The sequence below is a fragment of the Paraglaciecola arctica genome (genome assembly GCF_018861065.1).
Taxonomy (GTDB): domain Bacteria; phylum Pseudomonadota; class Gammaproteobacteria; order Enterobacterales; family Alteromonadaceae; genus Paraglaciecola; species Paraglaciecola arctica_B.
Map to the genome: position 1 here is coordinate 177943 of NZ_JAHKQO010000049.1, position 19601 is coordinate 197543.

At 38.4% G+C, this 19601-nt stretch carries 29 protein-coding genes; 9 read left to right on the forward strand and 20 right to left on the reverse strand.

Annotation, left to right across the window (positions count from 1 at the left end; translation table 11 throughout):
- Positions 1–17: 17 nt before the first annotated feature.
- The 8 genes from KO534_RS22235 to KO534_RS22270 form a co-directional block, all read right to left on the reverse strand.
- The gene (locus tag KO534_RS22235) at positions 18–485 is read right to left on the reverse strand and encodes a c-type cytochrome (protein WP_215933481.1); all 468 of its coding nucleotides are present in this window, start codon (positions 483–485) and stop codon (positions 18–20) included.
- A gap of 519 nt (positions 486–1004) precedes the next feature.
- A complete protein-coding gene (locus KO534_RS22240; RefSeq protein ID WP_215933483.1) occupies positions 1005–1319 on the reverse strand; it encodes a hypothetical protein in 315 nt (104 codons plus the stop codon).
- Positions 1320–1383: 64 nt separating this feature from the next.
- Complete coding sequence (locus tag KO534_RS22245) at positions 1384–1737, reverse strand: hypothetical protein (protein ID WP_215933485.1); 354 nt, start codon at positions 1735–1737, stop codon at positions 1384–1386.
- Between the two features lie 121 nt (positions 1738–1858).
- On the reverse strand, positions 1859–2122 hold the full coding sequence (locus tag KO534_RS22250) for a Txe/YoeB family addiction module toxin (RefSeq protein ID WP_215933487.1): 264 nt from the start codon (positions 2120–2122) through the stop codon (positions 1859–1861).
- Complete coding sequence (locus KO534_RS22255) at positions 2115–2369, reverse strand: type II toxin-antitoxin system Phd/YefM family antitoxin (protein WP_215933489.1); 255 nt, start codon at positions 2367–2369, stop codon at positions 2115–2117. Before KO534_RS22255 ends, KO534_RS22250 begins: the two co-directional genes overlap by 8 nt.
- Positions 2370–2561: 192 nt before the next feature.
- The gene (locus KO534_RS22260; RefSeq protein ID WP_215933491.1) at positions 2562–2786 is read right to left on the reverse strand and encodes a hypothetical protein; all 225 of its coding nucleotides are present in this window, start codon (positions 2784–2786) and stop codon (positions 2562–2564) included.
- Between the two features lie 140 nt (positions 2787–2926).
- The gene (locus KO534_RS22265) at positions 2927–3172 is read right to left on the reverse strand and encodes a DUF2442 domain-containing protein (RefSeq protein WP_215933493.1); all 246 of its coding nucleotides are present in this window, start codon (positions 3170–3172) and stop codon (positions 2927–2929) included.
- Positions 3153–3389 (reverse strand): DUF4160 domain-containing protein, encoded by a 237-nt coding sequence (locus KO534_RS22270; RefSeq protein ID WP_215933495.1) that lies wholly within the window; start codon positions 3387–3389, stop codon positions 3153–3155. Before KO534_RS22270 ends, KO534_RS22265 begins: the two co-directional genes overlap by 20 nt.
- A 353-nt stretch (positions 3390–3742) precedes the next feature.
- Here KO534_RS22270 and KO534_RS22275 point away from each other — a divergent pair, with 353 nt between their 5' ends.
- Both KO534_RS22275 and KO534_RS22280 read left to right on the forward strand, forming a co-directional pair.
- On the forward strand, positions 3743–3964 hold the full coding sequence (locus KO534_RS22275) for a ParD-like family protein (RefSeq protein ID WP_215933497.1): 222 nt from the start codon (positions 3743–3745) through the stop codon (positions 3962–3964).
- Complete coding sequence (locus tag KO534_RS22280; protein WP_215933500.1) at positions 3957–4247, forward strand: type II toxin-antitoxin system RelE/ParE family toxin; 291 nt, start codon at positions 3957–3959, stop codon at positions 4245–4247. Before KO534_RS22275 ends, KO534_RS22280 begins: the two co-directional genes overlap by 8 nt.
- A 73-nt stretch (positions 4248–4320) precedes the next feature.
- Here the strand turns inward: KO534_RS22280 and KO534_RS22285 are convergent, their stop codons facing one another.
- From KO534_RS22285 to KO534_RS22300, 3 genes are all read right to left on the reverse strand, one after another.
- Complete coding sequence (locus KO534_RS22285; protein ID WP_215933502.1) at positions 4321–4578, reverse strand: hypothetical protein; 258 nt, start codon at positions 4576–4578, stop codon at positions 4321–4323.
- Positions 4579–4652: 74 nt separating this feature from the next.
- Positions 4653–4874, reverse strand: coding sequence for a CopG family antitoxin (locus KO534_RS22290; RefSeq protein WP_215933504.1), 222 nt, complete (start codon positions 4872–4874; stop codon positions 4653–4655).
- 104 nt (positions 4875–4978) lie between these two features.
- Complete coding sequence (locus KO534_RS22300) at positions 4979–5161, reverse strand: BrnT family toxin (protein ID WP_215933506.1); 183 nt, start codon at positions 5159–5161, stop codon at positions 4979–4981.
- Positions 5162–5334: 173 nt separating this feature from the next.
- Here KO534_RS22300 and KO534_RS22305 point away from each other — a divergent pair, with 173 nt between their 5' ends.
- The 4 genes from KO534_RS22305 (at position 5335) to KO534_RS22320 (ending at position 6706) form a co-directional block, all read left to right on the forward strand.
- Positions 5335–5529 (forward strand): type II toxin-antitoxin system VapB family antitoxin, encoded by a 195-nt coding sequence (locus KO534_RS22305; protein WP_215933508.1) that lies wholly within the window; start codon positions 5335–5337, stop codon positions 5527–5529.
- Positions 5526–5927: a type II toxin-antitoxin system VapC family toxin gene (gene vapC / locus KO534_RS22310; RefSeq protein WP_215933510.1), complete on the forward strand. Its 402-nt coding sequence runs from the start codon at positions 5526–5528 to the stop codon at positions 5925–5927. Before KO534_RS22305 ends, vapC begins: the two co-directional genes overlap by 4 nt.
- Positions 5928–6171: 244 nt before the next feature.
- A complete protein-coding gene (locus tag KO534_RS22315; protein WP_215933512.1) occupies positions 6172–6420 on the forward strand; it encodes a type II toxin-antitoxin system Phd/YefM family antitoxin in 249 nt (82 codons plus the stop codon).
- Positions 6410–6706 (forward strand): type II toxin-antitoxin system RelE family toxin, encoded by a 297-nt coding sequence (locus KO534_RS22320; RefSeq protein ID WP_215933514.1) that lies wholly within the window; start codon positions 6410–6412, stop codon positions 6704–6706. The genes KO534_RS22315 and KO534_RS22320 overlap by 11 nt, the downstream gene beginning before the upstream one ends.
- Before the next feature lie 51 nt (positions 6707–6757).
- On the opposite strand, the gene KO534_RS22325 is transcribed toward KO534_RS22320, so the two are convergent.
- The 9 genes from KO534_RS22325 to KO534_RS22365 form a co-directional block, all read right to left on the reverse strand.
- Positions 6758–7666: an FRG domain-containing protein gene (locus tag KO534_RS22325; protein WP_215933516.1), complete on the reverse strand. Its 909-nt coding sequence runs from the start codon at positions 7664–7666 to the stop codon at positions 6758–6760.
- Positions 7667–7735: 69 nt separating this feature from the next.
- Complete coding sequence (locus KO534_RS22330) at positions 7736–8701, reverse strand: acyl-CoA desaturase (RefSeq protein WP_215933518.1); 966 nt, start codon at positions 8699–8701, stop codon at positions 7736–7738.
- A gap of 74 nt (positions 8702–8775) precedes the next feature.
- Positions 8776–9414: a LysE family translocator gene (locus KO534_RS22335; protein ID WP_215933520.1), complete on the reverse strand. Its 639-nt coding sequence runs from the start codon at positions 9412–9414 to the stop codon at positions 8776–8778.
- A 139-nt stretch (positions 9415–9553) separates the two neighbouring features.
- Positions 9554–10486: a hypothetical protein gene (locus KO534_RS22340; protein WP_215933522.1), complete on the reverse strand. Its 933-nt coding sequence runs from the start codon at positions 10484–10486 to the stop codon at positions 9554–9556.
- Positions 10487–10488: 2 nt separating this feature from the next.
- Positions 10489–10932: a DUF6932 family protein gene (locus KO534_RS22345; protein ID WP_215933524.1), complete on the reverse strand. Its 444-nt coding sequence runs from the start codon at positions 10930–10932 to the stop codon at positions 10489–10491.
- 103 nt (positions 10933–11035) lie between these two features.
- Positions 11036–12211 carry a ComEA family DNA-binding protein gene (locus KO534_RS22350; RefSeq protein ID WP_215933526.1) on the reverse strand — a complete coding sequence of 392 codons (1176 nt, stop codon included), beginning with the start codon at positions 12209–12211 and terminating at the stop codon, positions 11036–11038.
- Positions 12212–12320: 109 nt separating this feature from the next.
- Positions 12321–12608: a helix-turn-helix domain-containing protein gene (locus tag KO534_RS22355; RefSeq protein WP_215933528.1), complete on the reverse strand. Its 288-nt coding sequence runs from the start codon at positions 12606–12608 to the stop codon at positions 12321–12323.
- Positions 12601–12912 (reverse strand): type II toxin-antitoxin system RelE/ParE family toxin, encoded by a 312-nt coding sequence (locus tag KO534_RS22360; protein ID WP_215933531.1) that lies wholly within the window; start codon positions 12910–12912, stop codon positions 12601–12603. Before KO534_RS22360 ends, KO534_RS22355 begins: the two co-directional genes overlap by 8 nt.
- Positions 12913–13619: 707 nt before the next feature.
- Entirely contained in the window at positions 13620–13892 is a 273-nt protein-coding gene (locus KO534_RS22365; RefSeq protein ID WP_215933533.1) for an RNA recognition motif domain-containing protein, read from the reverse strand.
- Positions 13893–14076: 184 nt separating this feature from the next.
- On the opposite strand from KO534_RS22365, the gene KO534_RS22370 reads away from it, so the two are divergent.
- From KO534_RS22370 to KO534_RS22380, 3 genes are read left to right on the forward strand one after another with little or no spacing between them, the layout of a single operon-like run.
- Positions 14077–16035, forward strand: coding sequence for an alpha-amylase family protein (locus KO534_RS22370; RefSeq protein WP_215933535.1), 1959 nt, complete (start codon positions 14077–14079; stop codon positions 16033–16035).
- Positions 16032–16883, forward strand: a complete 852-nt coding sequence (locus KO534_RS22375; RefSeq protein WP_215933537.1) for an alpha/beta hydrolase — start codon at positions 16032–16034, stop codon at positions 16881–16883. The genes KO534_RS22370 and KO534_RS22375 overlap by 4 nt, the downstream gene beginning before the upstream one ends.
- Positions 16884–16906: 23 nt before the next feature.
- Complete coding sequence (locus KO534_RS22380) at positions 16907–19369, forward strand: glycoside hydrolase family 31 protein (protein ID WP_215933539.1); 2463 nt, start codon at positions 16907–16909, stop codon at positions 19367–19369.
- The last annotated feature ends 232 nt before the right edge of the window (positions 19370–19601 follow it).

Consider the following 19601-nt stretch of genomic DNA (forward strand, 5'->3'; position numbering starts at 1 on the left):
TTGATACTGTTAAACACCTACATCACTCTATATTGACCATAATGTGTATAAGTGATTGGTTTCACATCATATTTAGGTTGTAAAAAAGCAACTAAATCAATCAGCTCTTGAACCGTCATGACGTCGTTAAATACTCGCATCTTTGAACTTCCGTCCTGTTTGCTGACTTTTTCTTCAATTGCGTGACTTCTAGGCGCTAATTTATGAGAGGGATTGATTACAGAAGTGACTAATTGCGCGTAGGTAGTGACAACTGCAGAGGTACCCCCTAGTGGTACGGGAGTATCAAATTCTTTAATTAAAGAGGCGTCTTCATAACCCTTGAGCGCATGACAAGCTAAACACTGATACTTCATAAAAACTTTTTCGCCTTTAGCTATGTCGCCTTCAGGCAAACTAAAACCCTTGGGGGATTCTGGTCCATAACTACAAGCAGCTAAAGTAATCAATACTAATACTGAAAAAATCCAAATAAATGCTTTCATGTTGATGCCTTACCTTTGTGATTAGATCAAGCATAAACATAATTGATATTTAACCTAATTGGGTAAGCTGCAGCTGTGTTTATTGATAGGGATCAAATTTATAAATAAAAGATAGGAATAAAAATATGAAAACTGAGTGTTTGTTTAGTGCAAGGCGTCAAAGTGACCCCGTGAATGAGCCACAATTTATTGTTAAATCAAAGTGTTGAGGTACAGTAAGCAATTACGACAGAATTGCTTGGTAATTAAGATACGACAAAGTCGCTTGGTGTTAACAGTTTCATTTGTAGTCGCATACATCTGATCTGACACTTTGATTCGATAGGTTTCGACCTACCCTAATAGACTGTTATGGGCGAATTGCAGCAGTAGGACCTAACTTAGCCGAACGGCTGCTTGGCCCAGCAGAGCGATAGCGAGGCTTTTTCCCAATGAGCGAAGCGAACGTTGTTTATTGTTTTGTTAGGTGCGCTTATAAACATCCGAACGGTGACCTATTTTGATAACTTGTTATAGCCTTTAGTTAATGTTTGCACCGACTATGCCCCCTATATATGAAACTAAGGCTTTAATTAAGCCAATGCCCACAGCGACACTTGGGAGCATTAGAGCATGAAAAGACATATCGAGGTAATGCACGTAAGTAAGCTCTTGATCGAATATTTGGGAGTACCTAATTAGCCAACCAATTAGCGCAGTAAAGAACAAACCAATAACAACAACTTTCGAGGGCTTTTTTACAAATTCGGATTTTTTGATTAGCAACAGATATAAATAAACGACTATCGCGAGTGCCCCCAATGCAGTAATCGAATAAATTTCCCAATGCTCCATCAATGTATTCCTTGAAAGCTATAACAGTTAAATGATGCGGACCCAAAGAACCGCATATTAATATTTAGGCATTTTGCATTACAGGCCAATAAATTGAAGCTACAGAAAATACAATAAATAGGACCGAAGTACAAAAGCCAAAAATTGATGAGCGGTAGAATAACTTATTGAATGCTGGTGATTTATTTAGATTAGGTTTGAGTGAAAAAACAAACATAACTAACAAAATGAAAGCGGTAAGCCACCAAAAACGGTAAGAAGGGAAAACCCAAGAAAGTATAAGTGGTAACTGGGTATTAAACTCTTGAAAAATTTCTTCAAATGATCCCAAGATAAAGTAAGCACCGCCGCTGACAATTCCGACTGCCAGAGCAGAAGAAACCAAAAGTGTACTTACATGATTATTTAAACGTTCCATGTACTCTCCAAATGCCTAACACCCCAAGAAGGGGCAATTGCACGCAGGCTATAATATGGAATGAAGTGACGGGAGCCTGCGTGTAATTGTCTCACTTACTTGGTTTGCTAGCTGCCACCTACTAATAATGATAACGACACGAGATAATCGTAATTGCTGTATCATCTGCGGCATATACCAAACGATTAGTATCATCTATTCTGCGAGACCAGAAGCCAGAAAGGTTTTCTTTAAGGGGTTCCGGTTTTCCAATTCCATCAAACTCAGAGCGCTTAACATCGGAAATTAGCTTATTGATGCGTTTCAAGATTTTCTTGTCTTGAGTCTGCCAATAGACGTAACTATTCCAAGCTTCATCAGTCCATGAAAATAGCCTGTTACTCATCAATAAGTTCTCGCTGAGTCGTTTTACCCGCTTTAAACTGTGCAATTGAACGATTTAAGTGTTCAGCATTCGCTGGAGAGCGAAGTAAATGAACAGTTTCCATAAGGCTGTTGTAATAATCCAATGACATTACAACAGCATCTACAGTGTCGCGACGAGTAATTATAGTAGTATCCGCATCGTCAATTACATTATCCAAAACGGCTTTTAAGCCATTTCGGGCTTCGGTAAAAGAGACTATTCTCATTTTGCACCTCACTTGTACAGTATATGGAACAAGTTTAGTGTAAAATCAAGTACGTGTACAGAATGTTGTGCATAACTTTGCCAAGGGGCAAATGCGAGCGTTGTTGGGCGAAGCTTAGTGAGTAGTTGTCCCAGCCGCGTTTTTTGCGGCGATTTTAGGTCCGGTTGAATGGATTGTCATGTTTCCGTTTCACTATGAATTTAACTTTGAACCAATTGATTTGGATTTGCTGTCTAACCACGAACCAATAGCTGACCCGATGATTAACCCTAACACCGTACCAAATAATAATGACAAGCCCATCTCAAACCAGAATATTCCTGAGAACAAACCAACAATGGACCCAATGATTACGCCCCAACAGATATACATATTTAAGCGTGTTTCTTTCGAAGTCGTTTCATCATTTTGTCTCATTATTTTTTCTCCACTGTTTTTAAGTTCAGTTGACACCCTAAGAAAACATAACGCCTACAATAACGGGAAAGCTGAGCGACGGCGAGGATTTTTCCCAATGAGCGCAGCGAATGTGGGTTATTGTTTTGTTAGCTGCGAGTTTAATGCGTACCTGACAACAAACCAGCAACACTCAAATCTTCATCGATTTCTGGCCAGTGAATACCGTCACCATCACCGAGTAATTCCCAGTTGGCTCGTTGCTCAGGGGTTGCTTGCGATAATAGAGGAAACCATACTAATGGCGCTGAAATTGTACGACCATCAAGTAATTCAACAATTAAATCAGAATCAGTGCATTTGATAGTATGAGCTTGTGGGTGCAGCTCAACCGCTAAAGTGTTCATTCCAAGCCTCCAAAAATACTTCTTTATTTTCAGTAACTAATTGCTGAAGTTTACGTAATCCTATTCGAGAAAATCGCGTTGAACTAGCTAAAGTTACTGGCTTTACCCAAAATTTAGCGAGCATATTCTCTCGTTGTATGTGGATGTGTGGAGGTTCACCATTTTCGTTGCTATAAAAGAAGAAACGAAAGGGACCAATTCTTAACACTGTTAGCATAAATTGATTCTATTGAAACTATTCAAGCTAGGCAAATGTTTAAGCAGCTAACGAGGCTGTAGAAAAAGTCCCAGCCTTAAAATAAATATGAAAACAAGCTAAAAACACATCAAAAAACGCGTTGCTAGGTGGAATCTGGATAGGTTTTACCATTGAATCCAAGAAATAATCAACCTAGCGTTTATCCATTTTTTAGCTTTGAGCTTTTTCTACAGCCTCAACGCTTTGCATATGGGGATTTTAGGAGCACTTTACTTACGAGTAAAATTCCCACCATGATAGTTTTTGTTATAACTCATTGCCACAACTGTAGCAACTTACTACAATGGTAAGCAACAAATGAGGAGAAAAATATGGCAACTGCAAGTATTAGATTGGACCAAGACTTAGTTGAGAAAGCGACAATTATGGCTAAAGCTCTCAACCGTACAACACCAAAACAAATTGAACATTGGGCCAAAATTGGTGAAATGATGGAAGACAATCCAGATCTCCCATATGAATTTGTAAAACAAGCCATTATCGCCAAAGCAGAAAAAGAAGCGGGTAAATTAGAGGCCTACGAATTTGGCTAATAACATTCAAGTTTTACAGACCTCTAGTTTTAAAAAGGCTACCAAAAAACTTTACAAGAATCAGAAGGTCGACCTTGATGATGCGATCCGTGAATTAATGAGAAATCCAAGACTAGGAGAGCAAAAGAAAGGCGATCTTTCTTTCATGCGAGTCTATAAATTCAAAATGGTAAAACAACCAACTTTACTGGGCTACAGCTATGAAGATGGAGCATTAGTACTTGAGTTGATCACTCTTGGCTCTCACGAAAACTTCTACAGAGACGTCAAAAAGCTATTTTGAGTCATAACGCATTAAAAATGGGGATTTTAGGAGAGCTTTTTCAGCGAGTAAAATTCCCACCATGATTTTTTTGTTATAGGTATGATATTGAAAATAGTACATTTTCATCTGGCACAAGCACTATGATTAAAATACCAAGAAGGCAAAAGCCAACACCCACAAGCTTTGCATTGTTGCCACTTAAACTGGTTTTTGAGCTTTTAGTAAACTTAGCATTGTATTTAGCCCCATCAGTAAAGCCAGCCTCAACATCAACTTTGCCACCAACGATTACCTTTAATCCAAAGTAAATCATAAGTACTCCAAAAATATCAATAAATCCAACATCCATATTTAATACCTATAACGCTTCAAAGCAACGGCGCGCACTGTTTGCGCGTCCGCTGACTTTGTTAGTTAGGGCTGCTATTGCGCATGCCAGTTAATATCGATTTTTTTTTGTGTTGCCACACAGTCACGTAAATATAAATTGATTAGACTTTGATAAGGAACACCAGATTCTTCTGCCATATTTTTAAAGTAAGAAATAACATCTTCTCCAAGACGCATGGTTACAGACTTTTTCAATTTACTTGCGTATGGGTTTTTACGCGATTTCATTGTTGATAAATCATATTCATTTTTCATAATTAATGCCCTCGAAAATAATTTTTACTTTCATTTTTTGTGGCTTTTCTAGCGGAAATAATTCTGATTGAATTGCCATCATCACGCTCACAGTGACAAACGAGCTACAAGTTGGTTTCATTGCTCTTTCCCAGCATCAAAAAGCGGTCTTCGGTTTTGGAGTTATCTTGATCAAAGAACTGCACAGCAAATTCATCAAAAAATATGGATTTAGCCTCTTCAAAAGAAACTCCATGCTTTTTAATGTTTGTTGTAGCTTTAGCCGCATTCCATTCGAATTTAATCATATGTACATTGTATGTACGTGGGGGGGGGAATGCCAAAGTAGCCCTAACGCCCCAAACAGGGGATTTTATGAGCGTTGTATTGTGAGTAAAATTCTCGCTGACTTGGCTTGTGATGTTTTTTCGACTGAGTTATTATGTGTATAAATATGCTACTCCTTACACATAGGTGCAACATGAGAACTAATATTGTAATTGACGATAAATTAATGGCTGACGCACTAAGTGCATCTGGACTAAAAACTAAAAAAGAAGCTGTTGAAGAAGGCCTCAAAGCCTTAATAAGACTAAGGAAACAAGCTAGTATTCGTAGCCTCAGAGGAAAGCTTAATTGGGAAGGTGACCTTAACGATATGAGAGTCACTGAGTGATATTGGTTGATACAAGCGTTTGGATTGATTACTTCAAAGGAGTTGAGACCCAAGAATCTAATTTACTAGATATCGCTTTAATTAATGATGAGGTTGCGATTGGTGATCTAATATTGTTAGAAATACTTCAAGGGTTTCGATCTGACAAGGACTATGAAACGGCTAAAGCGCACCTTCTGGCATTGCACCAATTCAGCATGCTTTCGCCAGATATAGCATTAAAAGCTGCAGAAAATTATCGTATTTTAAGGAAAAAAGGGATAACGATAAGGAAAACCGCTGACGTGATAGTTGCTACATTCTGTATAAGTAATCGAATTCCCTTGCTATTTGCTGATAGAGACTTCATTCCTTTTACAAAACACTTAAAACTTCAACCGGTATCCACTCAAACATAACGCCGCAATATACGGTAATAAACTTTTGGCAAGAATAACGAACGAAGTGAGGACAGCCAATAGATTTTTGTCCGATTAATTGCCTTGTCATGTTTTGAAGACTACAATAAGACCTAATTAAAGACCTAATTAAAGACCTAATTAAAGACCTAATTAAAGACCTAATTAAAGACCTAATTAAAGACCTAATTAAAGACCTAATTAAAGACCTAATTAAAGACCTTTTAAACGCGCCGAGGATTGTATGACTACTAGGATTTTAACTGAAACAGCAGCGAGTATTAGTGAGTTAAAGGCCAACCCAATGAAAGTTGCTTTAAGCGCAAACGGTGACCCTATTGCCGTTTTAAATAGAAATGAGCCAGCATTTTATTGCATACCAGCAGAAACATATGAGTTTTTAATGGATCACTTAGAAGATTTAGAGCTGCTGAGTATTGCCGAAAATAGAAAAAGTGAAGAAAGCATTAAGATTAGTTTAGATGAGCTATGAACTTGCATTTAAAAAGTCAGCTCTGAAAGAATGGAAAAAGCTTGGCGCCACAGTCCAAAACCAGTTTAAGAAGAAGTTAGCAGAAATATTAGAAAATCCACACATTCCGGGTGCTAAATTATCAGGCGCCAATGAGCTTTATAAAATAAAGTTCAGACAAGCAGGCTATCGGTTAGTTTACGAAGTCGACGACGATATTATAACCGTTACAGTGATCTCTGTAGGTAAACGAGACAAGGGAAAGGTTTACAAGGTTGCAATGAAGCGGAACGATAGAGAAACATAGCAGTTAAATGATGCGGACCCAAAGAACCGCATATTAATTTTTAAAAGGCCTTTATCCCCACTTTGGCCCAGCGATAGTTTTTTTATGAGTAGAAGTGAATTCTATGGTTTTTAAGCCGTAATCATTTTTAATAAATTGTGAAACCATATCTATTTCAGGGAAAAGTTTAGCTTTAGAAATACCTATACCAACAAGCTGCTTCAGTATTTGCTCTTTATCTGCAGCTTTTATAATATATTTTTTCCCATTAAGCCTGTATATCCAATTTTCTGGTATAGATGCAGGTGTATGTTTATTTTGTGCAGTTCCAAATAAAAGAAATGCACCATCTTGCCTAATAACCCGTTGGTTATCCATTTTAGGCTTTACACAAACAACACTTTTGATGTGTGTTGGTTGAATTCTAGGTGAGAAATACGGCTTCTCTTGTTGAATGTCATGCATTAATTTGGTCGCATGATGATTTCTTTCATTATGAAAACTTCGTTCTGAAGAATAACTTTGAGCTATCTCAAAATCTGATTTTGACCAAGCTATATTAGAAATAACGCTAACAGTATCACTATCAAAATATTTAACTTCTTCCCTAGGTATTTTAAAAAATAAAAATTCACCATCTTTATTTTTATTTTTTTCACAAGTACATGCAAAATATAAAGCGACTAAAGGGTTTTCTGATAAATCTAGTAACCTTGTAGGAAGATCATAATGTTGCATTTTTACCAGTTTTTCAAAGCTAGTCTGCATAAGAGAAAAATCATTGGGGCAACGCATTAGCATTTCCCTTATCATCTTATCTTCATTACTTAACCATTCTGGTTTTCTATAAATAGACGGCAGTAACTGGAATGATTTATCAGCATGACCTCTAAAGAAATATAGATCATCACTTTCATCTAGCTCAGAAATTATAGAAAGTAGTGTTCTTACACTACCTAATTTTGATTCTTCAATTGGCATATGAGTCCATATCAGCCGTGGCCTTTTAACAGTTAAATGATGCGGACCCAAAGAACCGCATATTAATTTTTAGCTGCCTTTTCGTATAAACTTTGCAACTTCGCAGTCTTCTGGCACCCGCTCAACACGGTTATCAATATTATCAGAAACAGCTACCAACTCTGACCGGACAGGAAGTTGCTTTGGCAACTTAATGTTTTTAACTATTCTGAGATTATGTAAAGCGTTTAAAACCCACCAACCAGGATCTGGTTCGTCATTATACAAGCCCAACATAGCAGAGCCAGGATAAGCGTGATGGTTGTTATGCCATGCTTCGCCCATAGAAAGGAACCCTGCAATTCTAATATTATGACCTTGCACTGCTGCTCCTTCAACCTCCCAAGTTTTATCACCTTTATTATGAGCGAAGTAACCTATTAGCCAATGACCGCCTACTGATATTACAACTCGGACTGAAACACCCCAAACTAACCAAGAAATGCCTCCAATAAGAAATAAAGGAACGGCCAAAACTAACTGTTGAAGCATCCAAGTTCTTTCGATGAATTGATAAAATTTATTTAAGGATACAGATTTTTCTATTTCAAATTTAGGAGGATTGTTTAATGCTAGATCACAATTTAGTTGCCACCAACCATCCTTTAGGATTTTTGAGCCATGTAGTAAATAATCATGGCATCGAGTTTGTCTTTGCGCCCAATCTCGGAGGTCGTGTTGAATCATCATACTGATTGGGCCAGCCATACCAACTAGTACCCCTAAATATACAAATAAATACTCCATCCATTTAGGGCATTCATATGAACGGTGGATGAGTAATCTATGCATTCCTAGGGAATGTCCAAAACATAATGTGATTGCTGTAAGGATTAGAAAAACTAAAAACGCAGAAAAAGATAATACAAAAGGTGCGATGAAAATAGCCGCCACTAAATGTGTTAAAAACCAAATGGATTTAGTCGGCTTCCACTTTACAGTGCCACTAAAAGCACTCGTTTCATCATTTTCCTTAACTCTATCCGTATTGAGCATAACTATCCCAAGGCTGCTAACACCTTACATAACCGGTTTGTGGTGCTTTTCCACAAATCCGGTTTACGTATTTGTTAGCTGGTTTTCATTAGCGCCAATTTAGCCCCAAAACCAATAAATACTAGACCAGTAATGGAATTGAGCCATGTTTTAAACTTTGCACTGTTAGCAGCATTTTTTACTCGAGACAATGCCAATACCATAATCGAAAACCAAATGAGATTAACTAACGAATGCGCAGTTACAAGTGCGTATGCGCTAAAAGCATTACCCTCTAATGAAATGAATTGCGGAAAGGCTGCAAGGTAGAATATTGAAACTTTTGGGTTAAGAGCATTAGTTACAAAGCCTTCTAAGAAAGCATTACGAATTGAAACCTTCTTCTGTGTTTCATTTGGTGACTCGATTGACGTTGTTGTAGTTTGGTTTAATGCATTTCTGATTGCTTTAATACCTATCCAAATTAAGTATGCTGCACCAAGCATTTTAAACACCGTGAAAGCAACTGCGGATTGAACTAAAAGAATAGAAATACCAAAAATAGAGAGAGTTCCGTGTACGTAAAAGGCAGCGACAAACCCACCAACATTAGCAAACCCAGCCTTATGTCCTGACAGAGGGACCGTCTTAGCAATGAGAAAACCATTTGGGCCTGGCGATATTACCAATAATGTTGCCACTGTGATAAATGTAATGATGTTATTTAAATCCATATTTTATCCTCAAAAAATGTGATGAAGGTTAACTTGCAGCTAACGCCCGCATAAGGGGCTGGTAATAGTTTGCTAAAATGTGAAGCGAAGCGGAACCGAGCAAACTGTTAGCAGTCCCGTCTTAATGCGCTTGTTAGGGCTACTCTTCCCATAATATTTTGCTTAAACTATATTTTTTCTTTTCTTCTTCTGTTGAACTGTTAAAAACAGTTACTTCTTTGCAATCTAACCTCACGTTATCTCCAAGTCGAAGTTTTCTAACATCTGCAAAGAGTTTCTTAGAATAAGTAACTTTAATAAGGTCGCCATCTTCTTGCCTAATATCTAACTTACCGGAACGGCTAATTAGTTCAACAACGCCACATACAGTTGTATTAATAGGATCACTAGCACTAAACCCATCAAGTAACTTTTCTAAAATTTGAATTTTATCTCTGCGACCTTTCCAAAAATGCTTTGTTTCATTTGGTGCAGCCCAGCTTAATTCCAGTTCGATACTTCTTTTACGTAGAACTTTTAAAAATTCAGCTAAATTATGAGTACTTCTAAGACCAAGAAAGTGAACTTGGTCACTTAGGCTTTCATTAAAATCTGAGTTTAGTAATTCAAACAAGCCATTAAGGCTATTCTCAAGGAGACTTTCTCCGAAAAGGTCAGGTGATGTATCACCTGTAATAAACAAGCGAGATGAACCTTGCCCAATATCGGCAAACCTTAGGTTAAGTGGATAGGTAATTTCAGAAGGAATTACACCCGAGATGTCTTGACCCAATTTTAACTTAGCAGATGCAGCTGTAACTAAACCTGAAAAGTACTTTGATAGGTTGGCTAAGAGATCTAAAGGAACTGTTCCATTATCTACTTCATTTCCAATTAAACGTAACTCAACGACTTCTTTTTCTCGTTGTTCCTTTGCCGTTTTTAATTGAAAAGACAAATCTTCTATATGAGATTTTAGAGAGTTGATACTTAATTCAAGAGCGAAATTTGAGCCTTGTGACAAAAGGTCAGTTTTTTCGGTAATAAGTTTTTCGGCAGCAGCAAGCTTAGTTTCTAAATTTAAAATATTCATAACTAAGCCTCCACCTTTATTCTAGCTATACCTTTAGGTTTCTCATTACGATCAAACCCAAATAAGCCACGCCAATAACTTTTGTCATGCATATTATCAATAACGAAATACGCATCACATTCATATCTTAGTTTAGTCGTTTTTTGATCTTCAAACAGCTCTTTAAGAATTAACTGTTTTTCTATAGGGAGTTTATTAACTTCATCTTGCTCACAAACTACTACAAGATCGATATCGCCTGGGTGCTCTTTTTTAGTAGCAAATGATCCATCTATCCATACTTCCATATTAATAGGTACATCTTTCAGGCGACTTATAAACGCTTCAAAACGATTTAATAAGTTTTCTCTACGTTCGATATTTTCAAAGGGGTCAACAAAAACACTTTTGAGATCTGATAGTGTCATGTTGTGCATCCCTGCTTCAAGTAATGCTGGATAATCCATTCTACATCTCGATGATTGATTGCGGACTTACAAGTAGCCCTAACGCCCGCGTAATAGGCAAGAGCTTGCGAGTGTCCTAATTGACGGGTTTGTTATACGCTTACTAAACAATTACAAACTCTTCTTCAGCTTTTTTAATTGTTTTTGGGCCGACTCCGTTAATCTTAGAAAGAGAGTCTAAATCCAAATAACCTTCTTTAATTCGATGTTTAAAGATTTCTTTGGCTATATTTCGGTTGACTGATAACAACGCTTCAAGCTCGTCTATTGTTGCGGAATTAATATCGGGCTTACTTTTTTTGCCAGTCTCATCACCTAAATGTTCGAGAATATCAGCTATTACCAAATACGTATGAAATACCGCTTTTGTAGCTTCCAGCTGCCCAAGTTCAGCGTGCACACCTTTATTAGCAAGTTTATTGATTTTTTCTAGCCATCCTCCTAAAAAATCAACATGTGTTTTTGCTAAGGCTTTATTACTATCAGACTCAATTACTGAATCCATAAAAGCCCATATTCTATTCACATATTGGTTTTGCCCCAAAACCCTTCCATTTATTTTTTTATCTGAGGCTGGATGTAATTGATCAGCAAGGCCTTCGAGAAGTCTTCTACAGGTCGTTAGAGCCTGTGACCATTCTTCTTCCTTTGCAGACGAAACAGATTTAAATGCCAGCATTAGCTGTTCAGCGAGCACTGGGTCTAGATCTAGTAACTTATCGTCAACTTCATTCTTAAGCAAATCGAAGCAATTACTAACGGTGCCCGAAAACTTCAATTGATTAAATAATATTGAGGCTATCTCATGTGCTTTTTTACGCACATAGTTTAAATGTCTATTAAGGGCATTTTTATAATGGGTGCCATCGTTTCCACTTTTTGTTCTGACTAAATCAGCATACCTTTCTTCGACAAAACCAATATTAACGTAACCACCACCGCTTTCTGGGTATTTTACCGTTAGCTCTTCATCTGAGTAGTGAATTCCAGCTTTCAGGCCAAGGTCGTCAAGTTCTTTCTGATATTCAGCAAGCTCATCTTTTACCTCTTTAGAGTCATCTTCTTGCCTTACTAAAAGTGTATCGACAAACTTTCTAAGTGCAGTCGTATACCTTTGTTCTCCAAGTTGAATTTGGCACCAAAGGTGTATTTCTGTGTTATCCATAATCACAGAAGCCCTTGATATTTTTTGTATGGCAGAAAGGACTGAGCCTTTTGTAGATTCCAGTTCCTTTAATGCTTCTTCGAGCAAACGAAGTGACTCTTTTTGTTGTTTCATACATCCCTACTTAATGATAACCACGGCCGTATAACGCTTAATATAACTGGAAAATACGAGCGCTTTTCAGCGAGTAGTTTTCCAGTTTATGTTTTTGTTATATGCCGATTTAATGAAGGTCTGCAAACACTTCTGGATGTTGTTCAGCAATACGTAATAATGCAATAGCAGGACCTTGAGGATGTCTTCTACCTTGCTCCCAATCTTGAAGAGTACGCATACTGACTCCCAGTAAACCAGCAAAAGCTGATTGGGATAAATTTAGTTTTGAACGGATTACCTGAGGCTCCGATGGTTCCGATAACTCAGTAGTTTTTAATGAAAACTTACCGCGTTTAAAACTCTTAATTTCATTTAAGCCCTCTAAAATTTCTAGACCTATATCTCGATTACTCATGATCTATTGCCTCCGCTATTTGTTTAAGAATATGAGATGCAATTGTTGAACGCTCAGATTTACTATACATAGTAAGCATCCAAATCTCATATTCAGACTTTTTCCAGTAATATATTGCACGTACACCACCACTTTTTCCTTTTCCGGAAGGAGACCATCTAACTTTCCGTATTCCTCCAGACCCTCGAACAATATCCCCTGCATCAGGTTTTTGAAGCAAGTAAGATTGCAAACCTCGATAGTCATCGTCCGATAAGTAATTTGGTAAAACTTTCGTGAATATACTTGTTTCAATAAATATCATAACAGAATCATACGGCAATGCCGGACTTTGTCAACAAGCTACAACTGGCATATAACGCCGCAATAAGCGGCCAAGTAATGGTTGGCTAAAATGTGAAGCGAAACCGAGCCAACTGTTACGGGTCCGTTCTTAATTGCCTTGTTATACATACTAACAATCAGAAGTATGTATTTCTTCGGTTACCAATATTAGTTTTGTTGTTTTTAATTTAATAAACTTGAAAGGGTTAGTAATAGATGCATCTACCATACAGCCTTCACCGGGAGCAGTATGAATTACTATAGCTCTAATATAACCATTTTCTTCACTAAAAGATTGAACATCTTTAAAAATGACCACCACTACCTCTATAACCCATATCAATTAGGAATATAACTTCTTCCTCAAAATTTACTGCCTTTACCTTGTCACTAGTTCTCTTAATTAGTTCATTTTTATATTCAGTTTGGAACCTTATGACTGTCGCATTTTTACTTGTAAAGTCTGCATATTCATTGTAATTATCTTCATGTAATATTTCATATTACACATCGGAAACGATTGTTGATGTGGCACTTACATCTTTACAACCTTGAATTTGAAAAATAAATGGAACTAGAATAAGTAGCTTTTTCATTATGTACACTCCTTGTATGTATAATTTAATAGTGCGCAAGTTGCGCATTTTTCTACCACAACGTCGCTCACTTTTATCTTTTGACTATCAGTTAGTCATTTGATGGTTTATTTGGCGCAGTGACTTTATCTTGCGCGTATTTTACTCTTATTTTGTTGGCACCAAGCATAGTGTCGTTAAGGGATTTTACTGCTATTTTAGCGTCGCCAGGTTTAGGCATTTCAACAAAACCAAAACCTTTTGATAAGCCATTGGTTTTTTCTTTTACTACATCACAAGATTGCACTTTTCCATGGGCCTCAAATGCGGCTTTTAGCTGTTCTTCAGTGGTTTCTCTGTCTAAGTTTCTGATTAATATTTTCATTTGATTTTTGGTCGCAAGTTGATTCTGGTGATTAATACTCTATGATAACAGCATAAGCTTTGTAAAAGGATCTGATTTTAGAAATAGAAGCTCTGCTGTCGACTCTGAATACGTATGTAGCAGACTGTTAGAAAGTCACAGCGAAAGGTATGATTTAGGCTGCCTTGTTGACGGAACCTTGTATATGATTGAAACAAAATTAGCTAAATGGAATCACACTATTTTGTCTATTGTTATTTTTGCCGCTGCCACAGGGTGTTCACCTACACCTAAAGACACACTTCCCACATCTAAGCTACAAACGAGCAATAACATAGAGCAATTATTACCCACCGAGCCACAAGGTAAACCTGTTGTATACCAAGTGTTTACAAGGCTTTTTGGAAATACCAATAGTAATAATCAACCCTGGGGCACTAAGGAAGAAAACGGTGTTGGCAAGTTTAGCGACTTTACAGACACTGCTTTGCAAGGCATAAAACAACTTGGAGTGACACACGTTTGGTATACAGGTGTGCCTCATCATGACGTGATCACTGATTATACCGCTTATGGTATTTCCAATGATGATCCGGATGTGGTTAAAGGGCGTGCAGGCTCACCTTATGCGGTGAAAGATTATTATAGCGTTAATCCTGATTTGGCTGACGATCCCGCGAATCGCCTACAAGAGTTTGAAGCATTAATTGCCAGAACCCATAAAAACGGTATGCAAGTTATTATTGATATAGTGCCCAATCATGTGGCCCGAAATTATCAATCTTTAGCTAAACCAGATGGGGTAAGTGATTTTGGCGAGTTAGACGATACAAGTGTCGAATATGCCAAAGACAATAACTTTTATTATGTAGTGGGCGAAGATTTTCAAGTGCCGGTTTTTCTTGATTCATATAGTCCGCTAGGGGGGCAGTCCCACCCGCTAAAAGATGGCAAATTTAATGAGTCACCAGCTAAATGGACGGGGAACGGTTCTCGTAAATCGCAACCTCATTTCCATGATTGGTATGAAACCGTCAAAGTTAACTATGGCGTAAAACCTGATGGTAGTTATGACTTCCCGCGGTTACCAAAACATTATATGCAACTTGGATTTGAGCAACATGCACAATTTTGGCAAGACAAAACGGTTCCCGATTCATGGCGTAAGTTTCGCGATATTACCCATTACTGGCTAGATAAAGGGGTCGATGGGTTTCGTTATGATATGGCAGAGATGGTGCCGGTTGAATTTTGGAGTTATTTAAATTCATCGCTAAAAATGAAAAATCCTCATACGTTTCTATTAGCCGAAGTATACAACCCAGATTTATATCGACAATATATACAGTTTGGGAAAATGGACTATTTGTATGACAAAGTCGAGTTTTACGATAGCCTCAAGGCCATCATGCAAGGCAAGGAAAAGGCAGATGTATTGCATCAAATCCAAGCAGGGCATCAGGATATTGAACAGCATATGCTGCACTTTCTAGAAAATCATGACGAACAGCGTATCGCCAGCGACGAATTTGCCGGTCTAGTAGGGGGCGCACAAATGGGAATGCCTGCTTTGGTGGTCTCAGCATTAATCAGTCGTTCACCTACTTTGTTGTATTTCGGACAAGAGGTGGGTGAAGACGGTAGCGAAGATTTAGGGTTTGGCGACCCGTCACGTACCAGCATTTTTGATTATGGTGGTGTGCCAGCTCATCAGCGTTGGATGAATAACGGTAAATTCGATGGCGGAATGTTAAGTGTTTCAGAAAAGGCGCTGCGGAATTTCTACGCAGACCTAATGAAAATATCAGCCTTTCACCCTGCCATGTTAGGTGATTATATGCCTGCTCTGGTTAACGCTGACTACGTTACCAAAGGCGATGCTCAACAAACACACTCTGTTGTAGCTACCGATAAAGTGATTGCTTTTATTCGTTACACCGAGCAACAGCGATTGATAGTGATTAGCCATTTCGGACAACATCAAAGCGTTGACCTCGCTGTGACCTTAAACGCCCAACAACTGAATAAGTTAGCACTCAGTCAAAATAGTTACCAAGGTGTAGATTTATTAACTGGAGATCAACATTTGCTGAGTATAGAAGATAGCTTAGGCCTGTTAGAATTGCATTTAGCACCCATGCAATCTGTTGTAATCCAATTATGAAATTAAAATTAGCGTTTCCAAAAGTTCTATTAATCTGTGTTTTAATATTCTCTGCTTGTAGTGAGCCAGAGAAAAAAACTACTGCCACAGACAACGTGCAAGTCTTGCCCTATCAATTCTTGATGCCTGGGCTCGACAGACAACGCACCGTGCGCCTGTATTTACCGCCTAGTTACCATCAATCAGATAAAAGCTACCCAGTCATCTATATGCATGATGCACAAAACTTATTTGATGACAAAACTGCGTCTTCTGGAGAATGGCGGGTAGACGAATCCCTCAATCAGCTCGCCGAAAAGCAAGGCTTTGAGGTGATTGTGGTTGGCATTGACAACGATGCTGATTTTCGTATGAACGAATTATCACCCTGGGAAAATAAACGTTTTGGTGCAGCGCAAGGTCAGCAATATATGGAGTTTATTGTTGAGGTTGTTAAACCTTATATCGATACAAATTTTCGAACCCAAGCAGACCGTTTGCATACCGCTATTATGGGAAGCTCAATGGGAGCTTTGATCTCTCACTATGCCATTCATGCCTATCCACAGGTGTTCAGTAAAGCTGGGATTTTTTCACCTTCGTATTGGTATTCACAAGACGTTTTTTCTTACAGTAGATTTAAAAAAGCCCCGTTGGATGCGCGTTTGTACGTGATGTATGGTGACAAAGAAGGCGATGGCATGATAGCTGATACCGATAAAATGTTACGACAGCTAAGGCAGCAAGGTCATCCAAGGCAAAATGCGCTATTTAAGCGTGTTGCTAATGGCGAACATAATGAGCAATTGTGGCGCACAGAGTTTTCTGAAGCCATTCAGTGGTTATTTCAACAACAACCCGCTTTTTAACACTTCCCTAGAAGATCATCACTATGTTTTTAAATAAAAATTCGATTGTTAACTGCCAAGCTAGCACGCTACCAATTAAATCATTGATACTGCTTTGTTTACTGTTTTTTGGCTCTTTGCTGCAGGCTGCAGAGTACCAAAATCATAGGTTTGAAGGTAATGTGTTGATCATTTCAACTGACCAAGGTCAGGTGTCACTTAGCGCCCGTTCGGCTCATGCTTTTGAGGTGTTTTATCAACCTAATAACACTAAACAGTTGCCTTCATTTGCCCTTGATGATGACTCAGAAATAATAGAATTAGCAGTAAAAAGTAACCTTACTACGGTGCAAGCCAGTACCGGGAACTTAACCGCTGTTATCGATAAATCTCCAGTTAAAATACGTTATTACCAAGCTGAAAAATTACTACTTGAAGAAGAAGTTGGTCTATTTTTGCAGGACACACAACGAGGCTTTCGTTTTAAGTTACAACCTGATGAAAAATTAATTGGTGGTGGCCAACGAGTCTTAGGAATGGACAGACGAGGGCAACGTTTTCCTTTATATAACAAAGCCCATTACGGTTACACCACTGAATCAAACCAAATGTATTTCGGGTTGTCTGCGGTTTTATCCAATCGTAACTATGCGCTGATCTTTGATAATTCAGCCAGTGGTTATATGGACTTAGGGCATACCGAATCCGATATTATGCAATTTGAAGCCGTTGCTGGTCGTACTGCTTATGTTGTCATTGCAGGCGAGAATTCTCCGGATGTAGTCAAAAATTTTGCTGCCATAACAGGCAAGCAACCGCTGCCACCACGTTGGGCGCTAGGTAATTTTGCGTCTCGTTTTGGCTATAAAACCGAGCAACAAACACGGGAGACTGTTCAAGGTTTTATTGATCAAGACTTCCCCCTTGACGCAGTGGTATTGGATTTGTATTGGTTTGGCAACGATATTAAAGGTTTTATGGGAAATTTAGACTGGGACAAAAACGCTTTTCCACAACCACAAAAAATGATGGCTGACTTTAAAAGCAATGGAGTGAAAACAATACTCATCACTGAACCCTTTATCTTATCTAGTTCTGATAAATGGCAACAAGCTGTAGATAACCAGGTTTTAGCAAAAAACCATGCAGGTGCGCCGCGCCGTTTTGACTTCTACTTTGGAAATACTGGGTTAATTGACGTGTTCGATAGGCAAGCCAGTAACTGGTTTGCTCGCATCTATAGCGACTTGTTTGAGCAAGGCGTCGCAGGTTGGTGGGGCGATTTAGGAGAGCCAGAAGTGCATCCAGGCGACAGCATACATAATTTCAATGGACTACAAGTTACGGGTGACGAAATCCACAATGCCTATGGCCACATGTGGGCGAAAAGGGTCTACGATAACCAATTGATTATTGCACCAGAACAACGGCCATTTATTATGATGCGGTCTGGTTTTGTAGGGTCACAGCGCTATGGGATGATCCCATGGACAGGTGATGTGAGTCGTTCTTGGGATGGTTTAAAACCGCAGGTCGAGTTGTCATTGCAAATGAGTCTTCTGGGGTTTGGTTATACCCATTCAGATTTGGGTGGTTTTGCCGGTGGTGAAACCTTTGACCAAGAACTCTATATACGTTGGCTACAATATGGGGTTTTTCAACCGGTATTTAGACCTCACGCTCAAGACAATATTGCCCCAGAGCCGATATTCCACGACAAGCAAACCAAAGATATTTTGCGAGAATACGTCAAACTGCGTTACTCGATGTTGCCTTACAATTATTCCTTAGCTTACGAAAACAGCCTAACAGGCATGCCGTTAATGCGTCCGGTATTTTTTGAAGACTTATCAAACCCGAAATTGATTGATATTGCAGACAGCTACTTTTGGGGCGACGCGTTTTTAGTCAAACCTATTACCGAGCCTAACCTTGCAGTTGTCTCAATGGACTTACCTCAAGGGGTCTGGTTTGACTATTGGACAGATAAAAAATACCAAGGTAATCAAACGATTGAATTGAATAATCATCTAGAAAAACTGCCGGTAATGGTCCGTGGCGGTGCATTTATTCCTATGGTTGAGCCGGTGCAATCCACAGATCTTTACACAACACAAAATTTGATGTTGCATTATTACGCTGATTCATCAGTGAAGTTTTCAACTGGTGTGATGTATGACGATGATGGCGTAGATCCTAATGCGATAAAAAATAAACACTATGAAAAGTTAACTTTTGATAGCCAGCAAGACAAAACTCAAATTAGTTTTAGCCTCAAGCGTCAGGGACAATATCCTACAATGCCGACTACTAGGGGGTTGACTATGATGGTTCATAACTGGCAGCAGAAACCCAAAGTCATTTTAGTTAATCACAAAGCGGTTGAATTGGTGGACGATATACAGAGCTTTTCAGATTCTTCTCAAGTAGGTTATTGGGATCAAAAAAACAAGATTTTGAAACTGAAATTTAACTGGGCTATAGATGTTGAATTAGCAATAAAATAGGCGCAGTTCACTATTAATATAATGAATGCGCCTTTTATTATGTCGCCAATACTAGTAGCAAATTTTTAAGGTACTTCCTTAATCTTGAGCACTGTCTTGGATCATATGTATATCCCGTTGTGGGAATGGAATAGTTAAACCTGCTTCTTCCACAGCTGCCTTAAGGGCTGGACGAATATCAAAATACAAATCCCAATAGTCCTCGGTTTTGGCGAAAGCCCTGACTAAAAAG

What these genes read in the sequence shown, in the direction of transcription:
- KO534_RS22350 (WP_215933526.1), bottom strand. Translation starts at nt 12,211, where the DNA reads ATGAAACAACAAAAAGAGTCACTTCGTTTGCTCGAAGAAGCATTAAAG.
- KO534_RS22260 (WP_215933491.1), bottom strand. Translation starts at nt 2,786, where the DNA reads ATGAGACAAAATGATGAAACGACTTCGAAAGAAACACGCTTAAATATG.
- KO534_RS22285 (WP_215933502.1), bottom strand. Translation starts at nt 4,578, where the DNA reads ATGGATGTTGGATTTATTGATATTTTTGGAGTACTTATGATTTACTTT.
- KO534_RS22340 (WP_215933522.1), bottom strand. Translation starts at nt 10,486, where the DNA reads ATGAATATTTTAAATTTAGAAACTAAGCTTGCTGCTGCCGAAAAACTT.
- KO534_RS22365 (WP_215933533.1), bottom strand. Translation starts at nt 13,892, where the DNA reads ATGAAAATATTAATCAGAAACTTAGACAGAGAAACCACTGAAGAACAG.
- KO534_RS22345 (WP_215933524.1), bottom strand. Translation starts at nt 10,932, where the DNA reads ATGGATTATCCAGCATTACTTGAAGCAGGGATGCACAACATGACACTA.
- KO534_RS22375 (WP_215933537.1), top strand. Translation starts at nt 16,032, where the DNA reads ATGAAATTAAAATTAGCGTTTCCAAAAGTTCTATTAATCTGTGTTTTA.
- KO534_RS22380 (WP_215933539.1), top strand. Translation starts at nt 16,907, where the DNA reads ATGTTTTTAAATAAAAATTCGATTGTTAACTGCCAAGCTAGCACGCTA.
- KO534_RS22250 (WP_215933487.1), bottom strand. Translation starts at nt 2,122, where the DNA reads ATGAGTAACAGGCTATTTTCATGGACTGATGAAGCTTGGAATAGTTAC.
- KO534_RS22335 (WP_215933520.1), bottom strand. Translation starts at nt 9,414, where the DNA reads ATGGATTTAAATAACATCATTACATTTATCACAGTGGCAACATTATTG.
- KO534_RS22360 (WP_215933531.1), bottom strand. Translation starts at nt 12,912, where the DNA reads ATGATATTTATTGAAACAAGTATATTCACGAAAGTTTTACCAAATTAC.
- KO534_RS22255 (WP_215933489.1), bottom strand. Translation starts at nt 2,369, where the DNA reads ATGAGAATAGTCTCTTTTACCGAAGCCCGAAATGGCTTAAAAGCCGTT.
- KO534_RS22270 (WP_215933495.1), bottom strand. Translation starts at nt 3,389, where the DNA reads ATGCTAACAGTGTTAAGAATTGGTCCCTTTCGTTTCTTCTTTTATAGC.
- KO534_RS22315 (WP_215933512.1), top strand. Translation starts at nt 6,172, where the DNA reads ATGACTACTAGGATTTTAACTGAAACAGCAGCGAGTATTAGTGAGTTA.
- KO534_RS22300 (WP_215933506.1), bottom strand. Translation starts at nt 5,161, where the DNA reads ATGATTAAATTCGAATGGAATGCGGCTAAAGCTACAACAAACATTAAA.
- KO534_RS22240 (WP_215933483.1), bottom strand. Translation starts at nt 1,319, where the DNA reads ATGGAGCATTGGGAAATTTATTCGATTACTGCATTGGGGGCACTCGCG.
- KO534_RS22235 (WP_215933481.1), bottom strand. Translation starts at nt 485, where the DNA reads ATGAAAGCATTTATTTGGATTTTTTCAGTATTAGTATTGATTACTTTA.
- KO534_RS22355 (WP_215933528.1), bottom strand. Translation starts at nt 12,608, where the DNA reads ATGAGTAATCGAGATATAGGTCTAGAAATTTTAGAGGGCTTAAATGAA.
- KO534_RS22325 (WP_215933516.1), bottom strand. Translation starts at nt 7,666, where the DNA reads ATGCCAATTGAAGAATCAAAATTAGGTAGTGTAAGAACACTACTTTCT.
- KO534_RS22275 (WP_215933497.1), top strand. Translation starts at nt 3,743, where the DNA reads ATGGCAACTGCAAGTATTAGATTGGACCAAGACTTAGTTGAGAAAGCG.
- KO534_RS22330 (WP_215933518.1), bottom strand. Translation starts at nt 8,701, where the DNA reads ATGCTCAATACGGATAGAGTTAAGGAAAATGATGAAACGAGTGCTTTT.
- KO534_RS22245 (WP_215933485.1), bottom strand. Translation starts at nt 1,737, where the DNA reads ATGGAACGTTTAAATAATCATGTAAGTACACTTTTGGTTTCTTCTGCT.
- KO534_RS22320 (WP_215933514.1), top strand. Translation starts at nt 6,410, where the DNA reads ATGAGCTATGAACTTGCATTTAAAAAGTCAGCTCTGAAAGAATGGAAA.
- KO534_RS22265 (WP_215933493.1), bottom strand. Translation starts at nt 3,172, where the DNA reads ATGAACACTTTAGCGGTTGAGCTGCACCCACAAGCTCATACTATCAAA.
- KO534_RS22290 (WP_215933504.1), bottom strand. Translation starts at nt 4,874, where the DNA reads ATGAAAAATGAATATGATTTATCAACAATGAAATCGCGTAAAAACCCA.
- KO534_RS22305 (WP_215933508.1), top strand. Translation starts at nt 5,335, where the DNA reads ATGAGAACTAATATTGTAATTGACGATAAATTAATGGCTGACGCACTA.
- KO534_RS22370 (WP_215933535.1), top strand. Translation starts at nt 14,077, where the DNA reads ATGATTGAAACAAAATTAGCTAAATGGAATCACACTATTTTGTCTATT.